The organism is Streptomyces sp. NPDC048257, assembly GCF_043201855.1.
Classification (GTDB): domain Bacteria; phylum Actinomycetota; class Actinomycetes; order Streptomycetales; family Streptomycetaceae; genus Streptomyces.
In genome coordinates, this window is record NZ_JBICZI010000015.1 from 157,197 (window position 1) to 168,028 (window position 10,832).

14 protein-coding genes are annotated in these 10,832 nt (G+C 71.1%); 8 read left to right on the top strand and 6 right to left on the bottom strand.

Annotation, left to right across the window (positions count from 1 at the left end):
- Positions 1 to 46: 46 nt before the first annotated feature.
- Positions 47 to 823 (bottom strand): SDR family NAD(P)-dependent oxidoreductase, encoded by a 777-nt coding sequence (locus tag ACGFZK_RS25765; protein WP_393851217.1) that lies wholly within the window; start codon positions 821 to 823, stop codon positions 47 to 49.
- Between the two features lie 159 nt (positions 824 to 982).
- Here ACGFZK_RS25765 and ACGFZK_RS25770 point away from each other — a divergent pair, with 159 nt between their 5' ends.
- The 3 genes from ACGFZK_RS25770 to ACGFZK_RS25780 all read left to right on the top strand — a co-directional run bounded on the left by ACGFZK_RS25770 (position 983) and on the right by ACGFZK_RS25780 (position 3,196).
- Positions 983 to 2,146, top strand: coding sequence for a GAF domain-containing sensor histidine kinase (locus tag ACGFZK_RS25770; RefSeq protein WP_393851218.1), 1,164 nt, complete (start codon positions 983 to 985; stop codon positions 2,144 to 2,146).
- Entirely contained in the window at positions 2,139 to 2,801 is a 663-nt protein-coding gene (locus tag ACGFZK_RS25775; RefSeq protein WP_393851219.1) for a response regulator, read from the top strand. The genes ACGFZK_RS25770 and ACGFZK_RS25775 overlap by 8 nt, the downstream gene beginning before the upstream one ends.
- Before the next feature lie 149 nt (positions 2,802 to 2,950).
- Positions 2,951 to 3,196 carry a chaplin gene (locus ACGFZK_RS25780; protein WP_393851239.1) on the top strand — a complete coding sequence of 82 codons (246 nt, stop codon included), beginning with the start codon at positions 2,951 to 2,953 and terminating at the stop codon, positions 3,194 to 3,196.
- A gap of 207 nt (positions 3,197 to 3,403) precedes the next feature.
- Here ACGFZK_RS25780 and ACGFZK_RS25785 read toward each other — a convergent pair whose 3' ends face one another.
- Positions 3,404 to 4,186 (bottom strand): hypothetical protein, encoded by a 783-nt coding sequence (locus ACGFZK_RS25785; protein WP_393851220.1) that lies wholly within the window; start codon positions 4,184 to 4,186, stop codon positions 3,404 to 3,406.
- Positions 4,187 to 4,319: 133 nt separating this feature from the next.
- Here ACGFZK_RS25785 and ACGFZK_RS25790 point away from each other — a divergent pair, with 133 nt between their 5' ends.
- The 4 genes from ACGFZK_RS25790 to ACGFZK_RS25805 all read left to right on the top strand — a co-directional run bounded on the left by ACGFZK_RS25790 (position 4,320) and on the right by ACGFZK_RS25805 (position 7,590).
- A complete protein-coding gene (locus ACGFZK_RS25790; RefSeq protein ID WP_393851221.1) occupies positions 4,320 to 5,114 on the top strand; it encodes an ABC transporter ATP-binding protein in 795 nt (264 codons plus the stop codon).
- A gap of 116 nt (positions 5,115 to 5,230) precedes the next feature.
- On the top strand, positions 5,231 to 5,659 hold the full coding sequence (locus ACGFZK_RS25795) for an NfeD family protein (protein ID WP_393851222.1): 429 nt from the start codon (positions 5,231 to 5,233) through the stop codon (positions 5,657 to 5,659).
- 84 nt (positions 5,660 to 5,743) lie between these two features.
- The gene (locus tag ACGFZK_RS25800) at positions 5,744 to 6,730 is read left to right on the top strand and encodes an SPFH domain-containing protein (RefSeq protein WP_393851223.1); all 987 of its coding nucleotides are present in this window, start codon (positions 5,744 to 5,746) and stop codon (positions 6,728 to 6,730) included.
- Between the two features lie 89 nt (positions 6,731 to 6,819).
- Complete coding sequence (locus ACGFZK_RS25805; RefSeq protein ID WP_393851224.1) at positions 6,820 to 7,590, top strand: sulfite exporter TauE/SafE family protein; 771 nt, start codon at positions 6,820 to 6,822, stop codon at positions 7,588 to 7,590.
- Between the two features lie 60 nt (positions 7,591 to 7,650).
- On the opposite strand, the gene ACGFZK_RS25810 is transcribed toward ACGFZK_RS25805, so the two are convergent.
- From ACGFZK_RS25810 to ACGFZK_RS25820, 3 genes are all read right to left on the bottom strand, one after another.
- Entirely contained in the window at positions 7,651 to 8,154 is a 504-nt protein-coding gene (locus ACGFZK_RS25810; protein WP_301372004.1) for an HNH endonuclease, read from the bottom strand.
- Positions 8,155 to 8,303: 149 nt separating this feature from the next.
- Complete coding sequence (locus ACGFZK_RS25815) at positions 8,304 to 8,837, bottom strand: YbhB/YbcL family Raf kinase inhibitor-like protein (protein WP_393851225.1); 534 nt, start codon at positions 8,835 to 8,837, stop codon at positions 8,304 to 8,306.
- Between the two features lie 49 nt (positions 8,838 to 8,886).
- Positions 8,887 to 9,669 (bottom strand): sporulation protein, encoded by a 783-nt coding sequence (locus ACGFZK_RS25820; RefSeq protein WP_393851226.1) that lies wholly within the window; start codon positions 9,667 to 9,669, stop codon positions 8,887 to 8,889.
- Positions 9,670 to 9,777: 108 nt separating this feature from the next.
- On the opposite strand from ACGFZK_RS25820, the gene ACGFZK_RS25825 reads away from it, so the two are divergent.
- Complete coding sequence (locus ACGFZK_RS25825; protein ID WP_393851227.1) at positions 9,778 to 10,419, top strand: DNA-3-methyladenine glycosylase; 642 nt, start codon at positions 9,778 to 9,780, stop codon at positions 10,417 to 10,419.
- 171 nt (positions 10,420 to 10,590) lie between these two features.
- On the opposite strand, the gene ACGFZK_RS25830 is transcribed toward ACGFZK_RS25825, so the two are convergent.
- The coding region (locus ACGFZK_RS25830) for a hypothetical protein (protein WP_393851228.1) at positions 10,591 to 10,832 on the bottom strand (242 nt) is incomplete at its 5' end.

Consider the following 10,832-nt stretch of genomic DNA (forward strand, 5'->3'; position numbering starts at 1 on the left):
ATGTCTGTTATATGCAGTCCCCCTTCCTCCCGGGCTCGATGCCTGCTCACCGCCCGGCTCCCGAGACCGCCCCCACCGCCCCCGGTACCGCCCCCGCGTCCGCCCCCCAGCCGGCCTGCGCCGCCAGCTCCCGCGCCGTGTACCGCCCGCTCGGCAGCGCCCGCTCCACCAGCCGCAGCAGCGCCGGAGCCACCTCCTCCGGGGCCGGCAGTCCCGCCAGGTCCTCGCCGGGTTCGGCCGCCGCCATCATCCGCGTCCGCATCGAACCCGGATCCGCCCACCACACCCGCAGCCCCGGCTCCTCCACCGCCAGCACCGCCGAGATCAGATCCCCCGCCGCCTTGGTCGCCCCGTACGCCCCCCACGTCGCGTACGCCTCCACCGCCGCGTCCGAGCTGATGTTCAGCACCGCCCCGGCGCCCATGTCCGCCCGTGTGGTCCGCAACAGCGGCAGCGCCTCCTGGACCAGTCCCAGCGGCCCCACCACATTGACCTCGAAGGCCGCGCGCAGCCCGCCCAGCGGATGCTCCGCCAGCGGCACCAACGGCTCCGCCCCCAGCACGCCCGCGTTGTTCACCAGCAGGTCCAGCCCACCCAGCTCCCGCGCCGTCGCCACCAGCCCCGCCCGGTGGGCCGCCGAGGACACGTCCCCGGCCACCGCCACCACCTTCCCGCCGGCCGCCCGCCCCAGCCCGGCAGCGGTCTCCTCCAGGGCCGCCGCACCCCGTGCGCTCAGCACCAGGTCCCAGCCCCGCGCCGCCAGCTCCCCGGCCAGTGCCCGGCCGAGCCCCCTGGACGCCCCCGTCACGATCGCCACCGACATGGCTGCACCCTCGCCTTCCGTCTCCCGATCAGCAGATGCCTCCAACCTAGGAACGCCCCACCCCCTGCCGCGTCGGCCACCAGCCCCACCCCCGCACGTCCGTTGGACCTACGTCCGAGGCCCGATCCCGCAGGTCACGGCCCCGGGTACGGTGAGCCCATGACCGGTAGCCCCCCGCACGGCGGGCCCCCCAGCGGCCTGGCCGCCGTGAGCACCGCACTGCTCGCCATGAGCCGCCGCCTGGAGGTCCGCGACGTCCTGCGCACGATCGTCGTGTCCGCCCGCGAGCTCCTGGACGCCGAGTACGCGGCCCTGGGCGTCCCGGACGACCACGGCGGCTTCGCCCAGTTCGTCGTGGACGGCATCAGCGCCGAGCAGTGGCGCCACATCGGCCCGCTGCCCCGCCAGCACGGCATCCTCGCCGCGATGCTCCACGAGGGGGGCCCCGAGCGCCTGGCCGACGTACGCGAGGACCCGCGCTTCGAGGGCTGGCCGTCCGCCCACCCGGAGATGTCCGACTTCCTCGGCATGCCCATCCGCGACGGCGAGGAGACCCTCGGCGCCCTCTTCCTCGCCAACAAGCAGAGCGGCGCCCCGGGCGGCCGGCAGGGCTTCACCGACGAGGACCAGGAACTCCTCTCCCTCCTCGCCCAGCACGCGGCGATCGCCCTCACCAACGCCCGGCTCTACGAGCGCAGCCGGGAGCTCACCATCGCCGAGGAACGCTCCCGGCTCGCCCACGAGCTGCACGACGCCGTCAGCCAGAAGCTCTTCTCGCTCCGCCTCACCGCCCAGGCCGCCGCCGCTCTCGTCGACCGCGACCCGGCCCGGGCCAAGGGCGAGCTCCAGCAGGTGGCCGCGCTGGCGGCGGAGGCCGCCGACGAACTGCGCGCCGCCGTGACCGAGCTGCGCCCCGCCGCCCTGGACGAGGACGGACTCGTCGCCACCCTGCGGACGCACGTCCATGTACTCGACCGCGCCCACACCGCGCACGTCACCTTCACCTGCGAGGGCGTACGGGCCCTGCCCGCGACCCAGGAGGAAGCGCTGCTCCGCGTCGCGCAGGAGGCCCTCCACAACGCCCTGCGGCACTCCGAGGGCGACCGCGTCGAGGTCACCCTGGCCCGGACGCCCACCGGGGGAGCGCTCCTCAGGGTCCTGGACACCGGCAAGGGCTTCGACCCCCGGACCGTCCGCCGGGCGGGCCGGCACCTCGGCCTGGTCTCCATGCGGGACCGCGCCAGCGGCGTCGGCGGCCTGCTCACCGTGCACTCGGAGCCCGGTCGGGGCACCACGATCGAGATGGAGGTCCCCGGTGGCTGACGGCACCGGCCGAAGCGGCAACGGCATTCGCGTACTGCTGGTCGACGACCACCAGGTGGTCCGGCGGGGCCTGCGCACCTTCCTGGAGGTCCAGGAGGACATCGAGGTGGTCGGCGAGGCCTCCGACGGCGAGGAGGGCATCGCCCGCGCCGAGGAGCTGCGGCCCGACGTGATCCTGATGGACATCAAGATGCCGGGCACGGGCGGCATCGAGGCGCTGCGCAGGCTGCGCGAGCTGGCGAACCCGGCCCGGGTGCTGATCGTCACCAGTTTCACGGAGCAGCGGACCGTGGTCCCCGCCCTGCGGGCCGGCGCGGCGGGATACGTCTACAAGGACATCGACCCCGAGGCACTGGCCGGTGCGATCCGCTCGGTCCACGCGGGCCACGTCCTCCTCCAGCCGGAGGTGGCGGTGGCGCTGCTCTCCCAGGACGACCAGGGCGCCCCGGCGGGCCGGCCCGGCTCGCTGACCGACCGGGAACGCGAGGTCCTGGGCCTGATCGCCGACGGCCGCTCCAACCGCGAGATCGCCCGCGCCCTCGTCCTCTCGGAGAAGACGGTCAAGACCCACGTCTCGAACATCCTGATGAAGTTGGACCTTTCCGACCGGACCCAGGCCGCATTGTGGGCGGTCAGGCACGGAATCGCCGAGTAATCGGAGGTAAATCGGATCGTCTCGTTCCGGACTGAGATTCATACGGTCGGGTGTATGTAGCCCACATGGCGTATCCCGATCCCGGGCCGGCCGTTCTCCATGGCGTGCCGCGGCGGCTGGCCGCGGCAGACGTACTGGAGGACGAGAACGTGAAGAACTTCAAGAAGGCCGCAGCCGTCACCATGATCGCGGGCGGCCTCCTCGCCGCCGGCGCCGGTGTCTCCTCGGCGCACGGCGGTGCGTCCGCGGAGGGCGAGGCCCTGAACTCGCCCGGCGTGGCCTCCGGGAACCAGGTCCAGGTCCCCGTGCACATCCCCGTGAACGTGGTCGGCAACACCGTGAACGTGATCGGCCTGCTCAACGGCGCCTTCGGCAACACGGGCCTCAACGTCTGACGCGCCCCACCCCACGGCCCCGCTTCCTCCCCTCTCCCCAGGAAGCGGGGCCGCTTTACGCCCGCGGCCCCGCCGGGCCACTTTCAGCCTCGCCGGCGTTTGAGGCGCGGGGTCCGGGGCGGAGCCCGGAAAGCCCGGCGCAGCCGGGTCCGCTCGCGCGACGGCGCCGCACCCGGAGCAACCCGGAGCAACCCGGCCGGCCCGGCCTCACCCCCGCTCGCGCGCCTCAACGGCCGAGTTGTACGCCGCGACGAGCGCCCGCCGAGCCACCCGCTCCACCGGCCTCAGCGCCTCCGCCCGCGCCGCCATCTCCGAGGCGGCCACCGCACCCCCGTGCCCGTTCTCGTACGCCAGCGACACCATCAGGTCCACCCGCTGCGCCAGCGCCAGCACCCGCACCGCCCGCGGCGGATATCCCGGCGCCAGCGCGTCCCGCCCGGCCTCCGCCCGCGCCCGGTACGCCGACAGCGCGGCTTCCGCGACCGGCCCCGACCCCGCCACGTCCAGCCGGGTCAGTACCTCCGTCGCCTCGCGCAGCGCCTCCGCCAGCTCCCGCTCCGCCTCGCTCAGCGAAGGCACGTCCGCCGGCGGAGCCTCCCGTACCGGCAGCACGTGCCAGGCCACCGACACGTGGACGTCCCCGGCCGGCCCGACCTCGGACACCTCCGGCACCAGACCCAGCGCCGCACCCACCGCGACGACCGCCTCCTCCGCCTCCAGCGCCCGCGCATTGAACTCCGGCGGTCCGCTCAGCCCCAGCGGATGCCCCGGGGCCGGCAGCGCCACCCGCAGCCCCGACACCCCCAGCGCCCGCAGCCGGCCGAGCGCCAGGGTGAGCCCCACCGGACCCGTCTCGCCCGGCAGCCCCTCCACCCGGTGCACGGCGTCCTCGCCCACGATCGACAACACGGCCTCGTCGGGCGAGACAAGACCGGCCAGCAGCGCGTTCCCCCAGGCGGCCAACCGCCCTGAACGTGGTTCGAAAAGCATCCCCCTACTTTACGGATCGGTCCCGGCACCGGGCCCCGGCCCCGGAGCCCTCGCCGAGTGGCGTAGGTTTTCCCCAGGGGCTGCGTCTACCGGCGCACAGAGAACCGTGACTGCAAGGGGTGACAACACGCTCATGAGCGATGTTCTGGAGCTGGTGGACGTATCCGTGGTCCGCGAGGGCCGGGCTCTGGTGGACCAGGTCTCCTGGTCGGTGAAGGAGGGGGAGCGCTGGGTGATCCTCGGCCCCAACGGCGCCGGCAAGACCACACTGCTGAACCTCGCCTCCAGCTACCTCTTCCCCACCAAGGGCAGCGCCACCATCCTCGGCAGCACCCTCGGCAAGGTGGACGTCTTCGAGCTGCGCCCCCGCATCGGTGTCGCCGGCATCGCGATGGCCGACAAGCTGCCCAAGCGGCAGACCGTCCTGCAGACCGTCCTCACCGCCGCCTACGGCATGACGGCGACCTGGCAGGAGGAGTACGAGGACGTCGACGAGCAGCGCGCCCGCGCCTTCCTCGACCGCCTCGGCATGACCGACTACCTCGACCGCAAGTTCGGCACCCTCTCCGAGGGCGAGCGCAAGCGCACGCTGATCGCCCGCGCGCTGATGACCGACCCCGAGCTGCTGCTCCTCGACGAGCCGGCCGCCGGTCTGGACCTCGGCGGCCGCGAGGACCTCGTACGCCGCCTCGGCCGCCTGGCCCGCGACCCGCTCGCCCCGTCGATGGTCATGGTCACGCACCACGTCGAGGAGATCGCCCCCGGATTCACCCACGTCCTGATGATCCGTCAGGGCAAGGTCGTCACCGCGGGCCCGATCGACCTCGAACTGACCTCCCGCAACCTCTCCCTGTGCTTCGGCCTCCCGCTGGTCGTCGAGCGCAACGGGAGCGACCGCTGGACCGCCCAGGGCCTGCCGCTCGGTTAGGCCGCCTCTTTCCGGACCTTGCCGGGCCGGCCCGAACCGAAAGAGACGGCCCAGGCCCGCTCTTACGGTGCCCCGCACCCTGTCCCGACCGCGCCCGCCCGACCTACCATGACCATGTGGACATCGACGCGTGGCTGTGGTGGCTCATCGGCGCGGTCGGACTGGGCATCCCCCTCGTCCTGACCGCCATGCCGGAGTTCGGCATGTTCGCCGTCGGCGCGGTCGCGGCCGCCGTCACGGCGGCGCTCGGCGGGGGAGTGGTGGCGCAGGTCCTGGTCTTCGTGATCGTGTCGGTCGCGCTCATCGCCGTCGTCCGGCCGATCGCCAACCGCCACCGCGACCAGCGCCCCCAACACCGAAGCGGCATCGACGCGTTGCGGGGCAGAAGCGCCGTCGTCCTGGAACGCGTGGACGGCAGCGGCGGCCGCATCAAGCTCGCCGGCGAGGTCTGGTCCGCCCGCACCCTCGACGCGGACAGCAGCTTCGAACCCGGCCAGTCGGTCGACGTCGTGGAGATCGACGGGGCGACCGCCGTCGTCATGTGACAAGCAGCCTGCTCGCGGCCCCCGGGTCTGCGAGACTCCGTTCAACGGGGCAGCACAGACAGCCGGAAGGGCACGGGGAACCGCATGCAACCGATCATCATCGTCCTGATCATTCTGGTGGTTCTGGTCTTCATCGCACTGGTCAAGACGATCCAGGTGATCCCGCAGGCCAGCGCCGCCATCGTCGAGCGGTTCGGCCGCTACACCCGCACCCTCAACGCGGGCCTCAACATCGTCGTCCCGTTCATCGACTCGATCCGCAACCGGATCGACCTCCGCGAGCAGGTCGTCCCCTTCCCGCCGCAGCCCGTCATTACCCAGGACAACCTGGTCGTCAACATCGACACCGTCATCTACTACCAGGTGACCGACGCGCGGGCCGCGACCTACGAAGTGGCCAGCTACATCCAGGCCATCGAGCAGCTCACCGTCACCACGCTCCGCAACATCATCGGCGGCATGGACCTCGAGCGGACCCTCACCTCCCGCGAGGAGATCAACGCGGCCCTGCGCGGCGTCCTCGACGAGGCCACCGGCAAGTGGGGCATCCGCGTCAACCGCGTCGAGCTCAAGGCCATCGAGCCGCCGACCTCCATCCAGGACTCGATGGAGAAGCAGATGCGCGCCGACCGCGACAAGCGCGCCGCGATCCTCCAGGCCGAGGGTGTCCGCCAGTCCGAGATCCTGCGCGCCGAGGGTGAGAAGCAGTCCTCCATCCTGCGCGCCGAAGGTGACGCCAAGGCCGCCGCACTGCGCGCCGAGGGTGAAGCACAGGCCATCCGTACGGTCTTCGAGTCCATCCACGCCGGCGACGCGGACCAGAAGCTCCTCGCCTACCAGTACCTCCAGATGCTCCCGAAGATCGCCGAAGGCGACGCCAACAAGCTCTGGATCGTGCCGAGCGAGATCGGCGACGCCCTCAAGGGACTCTCCGGCGCCATGGGCAACTTCGGCCCGATGGGCGGCGGTTCGGGCTTCAACCCGGGGAACTCCGGCAAGGACGGCGGCGGCATCCCGGCCGCGCGGGACAAGGACGGCGCGGACCGCCGGGAACAGCCCCCCATCGACTGACCCGCCGCCCGGTCCTGCATGATCGGTGAGGCCCCTCGACCTTCATGGCGGGGAGGCGACCCACTCATGCAAAGGGGATGGCACCGTCCATGTCCATCTGGGAATCACTCGCAGTCTTCGCCGCCGGCGTCGGCGCGGGCACGATCAACACCATCGTCGGCTCCGGCACCCTGATCACCTTCCCGGTGCTCCTGGCCACCGGCCTGCCCCCGGTCACCGCCAATGTGTCCAACACCCTCGGCCTGGTCCCCGGTTCGATCAGCGGAGCCATCGGCTACCGCAAGGAGCTCCAGGGCCAGCGCGCCCGGCTGATCCGGCTCGGCTCCGTGTCCCTCGTCGGCGGACTCGCGGGCGCGGTCCTGCTCCTCACCCTGCCGTCCGACGCCTTCGACACGATCGTGCCCGTCCTCATCGGTCTGGCCCTCGTCCTCGTCGTCCTCCAGCCCCGGCTCGCCGCCGCGCTGCGCCGACGCCAGGAAGCCGCCGGAGGCGGCACCGGCCACCCCGACGGCGGACCGGCCCTGCTCGGCGGCATGCTGCTCTCGAGCGCGTACGGAGGCTACTTCGGCGCGGCCCAGGGAGTGCTCTACCTCGGTCTGATGGGCCTGCTGCTCCGCGAGGACCTGCAACGCATCAACGCCGTCAAGAACGTCATCGCCGCCCTGGTGAACGGCATCGCGGCCGTCCTCTTCCTCTTCGTCGCCGAGTTCGACTGGACGGCCGTCCTCCTCATCGCCGTCGGCTCCACCATCGGCGGCCAGATCGGCGCCAAGGTCGGCCGACGCCTCTCACCGACCGTCCTGCGCGCGATCATCGTGACGGTCGGCATCCTCGCCATCGTCCAGCTGCTCGTCAGCTGAGCGACGTAGCAGAACTACGTCGCCCAGCGCGGACGACTCCACCGAACAGGGGGTATGCGCCTAGGCGGAGCGCTCCAGCCACTCCGGGAGCGCCTCCCGCCCGGCCACCCCCAGGGCCAGCAGCATCGCGTCCGCCGGCGACGGCACGAACGGCCTGCGCAGCAGAGGCATCCCCGCCTCTTCCGGAGTCCGCGCCGCCTTGCGGTGGTTGTCCTCGGCGCAGGAGGCCACCGTGTTCAGCCAGGTGTCCCCACCCCCCTGGGCCCGCGGCAGTACGTGGTCCACGGTCGTCGCGCGCTTCCCGCAGTACGCGCAACGGTGTTGGTCCCGGACCAGCACCCCCCTCCGCGACCAGGGAGCATGTCTTCGGAACGGCACCCGGACGTACCTGCAGAGCCTGATCACCCGGGGCATCGGAAGATCCATGGTGGCCGCGCGCACACGCAGCTCGGGGTGCGACTGTTCGACCACGGCCTTGTCCTGGAGCACCAGGACCACAGCCCGGTTCAGGGTCACCGTCGACAGCGGCTCGAAGCTCGCATTCAGCACCAGCGTGTCCCGCATCTCGCCCACCTCCCGTGTGCAGGCCCGCGACCACCATGGCGGCAGGGCCCGCGACCACTCTGGCCGCGCGCGCCACGCGGGACAACGCAATAAAAATGCCCGGTCCAGGCCTTCTTTAGACCAGGACCGGGCAAACGCTCGGAGAACGATCAGCCGACGGGCGCCTCGTACTCACCGATCAGCTGGGCACGCCCGAGCGTGTGGAAACGCAGATTGAACCCGACGGCGGCCGGCGAGGCATCCGCCCCCGGTCCGAGCTTCGGCTGGTCCACCGCGTACACGGTGAACACGTACCGGTGCCGTTCCCCGGCCGGAGGCGCCGCCCCGCCGAAGTCACCGGACCCGTAGTCGTTCCGCACGTGCACCGCTCCGGCGGGCAGCCCCTCGAACTTCCCGCTCCCCGCACCGGCCGGCAGCTCGGTCACCGAGGCCGGCAGATCGAAGAGCACCCAGTGCCAGAACCCGCTGCCCGTCGGTGCGTCCGGGTCGAAGCACGTCACGGCGAAGCTCTCCGTACCCTCTGGGAACCCCTCCCACCGCAACTGCGGCGAGACGTTCCCACCCGAGTACACCTGCGCCTCACCCAGATCGGCACCGGGTTCGAGGTCCTCACTCGTCACGGTGAAGGCGTGCACCTCGGGGTGGAAGTCGTGCGGAAGAGGCGGCCTGTTCTGCTCGGTCACTGCTGACCCTCCTGATCGCTCGCGGATACGGGTCCGAGCCTAGGACCGGCTACAACCAGTTGCGCTGCGAACCCACCGAGGCGATCCACTGGTTCAGGTACGCCGTCCAGTCGGTCTCCTGGTACGACTGGAGACCCACCTGGAAGCAGCGGTAGGTGTCGCTGCCCTCGGTGAACAGACCGGGCTTCTTGTCCATCTCCAGAACGACGTCCATCTCCCGGCCGTCGGAGATGAAGGTGAGCTCGACCTGGTGCAGCCCGCGGTACTGCGACGGCGGCAGGAACTCGATCTCCTGGTAGAAGGGCAGCGACTGCCGCGTCCCACGGATGTGCCCGCGCTCCATGTCCGCACTGCGGAAGGTGAAGCCGAGCTGCCGGAAGGCATCGAGGATCGCCTGCTGCGCCGGCACCGGGTGCACGTTGATCGCGTCGAGGTCGCCCGCGTCCACCGCACGCGCGATCTCCAGCTCGGTGCTGACCCCGATGTTCATCCCGTGCAGGTGCTGACCCCCGAAGTGGGTGATCGGCGTCTCCCAGGGGATCTCCAGCCCGAACGGCACCACGTGCAGCGCACCGGCCTGCACCTTGAAGGCACCACCCAGACGCTGCTTGGTGAAGACGATGTCCTGCTTGTACTCCTGCTCACCGCCCTCGACCTCGACCCGCGCCTGCAGCCCGACGGACAGCCCCTCGATCTGCTGCTCCACGGAGCCGCCCTGGATCCGTACCTCGCCCTGGACGATCCCGCCCGGCACGACGTTCGGCTCGGTGATGACGGTGTCCACCGAAGCACCACCGGCGCCCAGGCTCGCGAACAGCTTCTTGAAGCCCATGCTCAAACTCCCCTTGAAGGATCTGGCGACTACGCCGCTACTACCCCATATCAACGCGGAACCTCAGGCCCCGGTTGCAGGAGTACACGTTCCGCTACGCTCGACCGGATGAGCGCGCGACCTGACCGTACGCCCCTGCCCCGGTCCTTCTTCGACCGCCCGGTCCTCAGCGTGGCCCCGGACCTCCTGGGCCGCACCCTCGTCCGCCGCACCCCGGACGGCCCCCTCGAACTGCGCATCACGGAGGTCGAGGCCTACGAGGGGGAGTCGGACCCGGGCTCCCACGCCTACCGCGGCCGCACCGCCCGCAACGCATCGATGTTCGGTCCGCCCGGACACGCGTACGTCTACTTCATCTATGGCATGTGGTTCAGCCTCAACCTGGTGTGCGGCCCACCGGGCCACGCGAGCGGGGTGCTGCTGCGCGCGGGCGAGGTCACGGTGGGTGCCGAGCTGGCCGCGAAACGTCGAGTTTCGGCCAGAAACCCGAGAGAACTGGCCAAGGGCCCGGCCCGCCTGGCCACAGCCCTGGACGTGGACCGCTCCCTCGACGGCACCGACCTCTGCGCGGGCCCCGATTCCCCCCTGTCCCTTCTTATGGGGACCCCGACCTCGGAGGACCAGGTCAGCAGCGGCCCGCGCACGGGAGTGGGCGGCGCCGGCGCGCCCCACCCGTACCGGTTCTGGATCACCCACGACCCCACGGTGAGCCCGTATCGCGCCCACGCACCACGCCGCCGCTCAACTTGACTCGTCCCTTCCGGACGCCTAACGTAGCCCGAGCCGCTTGAACGGGGCACTGCTGTCGGCAGACTCCCAGAGCGGCCAACCCACTACCTACGACTTACCCCTGGCGGGGTCCCATTCGGCATGCCCGAATTCCTGGCCAGTGGCTCGATTATGAGTCGCAAGGGATAAGCGCTAAAGTGGTGGAACGCCGAAAGGCAAAGACCCCCAACGGTCACCGAATTCAAATCCACCGCCGGAAACGGCACGGAAATGATCTGGTAGAGTTGGAAACGCAAGAACAGAACGAAAGCCCGGAGGAAAGCCCCAGCCAATGTCGCTGAGGGTGAGTACAAAGGAAGCGTCCGTTCCTTGAGAACTCAACAGCGTGCCAAAAATCAACGCCAGAAGTTGATACCCCGTCCATTTCGGTGGAT

What these genes read in the sequence shown, in the direction of transcription:
- ACGFZK_RS25765 (WP_393851217.1), bottom strand. Translation starts at nt 823, where the DNA reads ATGTCGGTGGCGATCGTGACGGGGGCGTCCAGGGGGCTCGGCCGGGCA.
- ACGFZK_RS25770 (WP_393851218.1), top strand. Translation starts at nt 983, where the DNA reads ATGACCGGTAGCCCCCCGCACGGCGGGCCCCCCAGCGGCCTGGCCGCC.
- ACGFZK_RS25785 (WP_393851220.1), bottom strand. Translation starts at nt 4,186, where the DNA reads ATGCTTTTCGAACCACGTTCAGGGCGGTTGGCCGCCTGGGGGAACGCG.
- ACGFZK_RS25800 (WP_393851223.1), top strand. Translation starts at nt 5,744, where the DNA reads ATGCAACCGATCATCATCGTCCTGATCATTCTGGTGGTTCTGGTCTTC.
- ACGFZK_RS25805 (WP_393851224.1), top strand. Translation starts at nt 6,820, where the DNA reads ATGTCCATCTGGGAATCACTCGCAGTCTTCGCCGCCGGCGTCGGCGCG.
- ACGFZK_RS25825 (WP_393851227.1), top strand. Translation starts at nt 9,778, where the DNA reads ATGAGCGCGCGACCTGACCGTACGCCCCTGCCCCGGTCCTTCTTCGAC.
- ACGFZK_RS25810 (WP_301372004.1), bottom strand. Translation starts at nt 8,154, where the DNA reads ATGCGGGACACGCTGGTGCTGAATGCGAGCTTCGAGCCGCTGTCGACG.
- ACGFZK_RS25820 (WP_393851226.1), bottom strand. Translation starts at nt 9,669, where the DNA reads ATGGGCTTCAAGAAGCTGTTCGCGAGCCTGGGCGCCGGTGGTGCTTCG.
- ACGFZK_RS25790 (WP_393851221.1), top strand. Translation starts at nt 4,320, where the DNA reads ATGAGCGATGTTCTGGAGCTGGTGGACGTATCCGTGGTCCGCGAGGGC.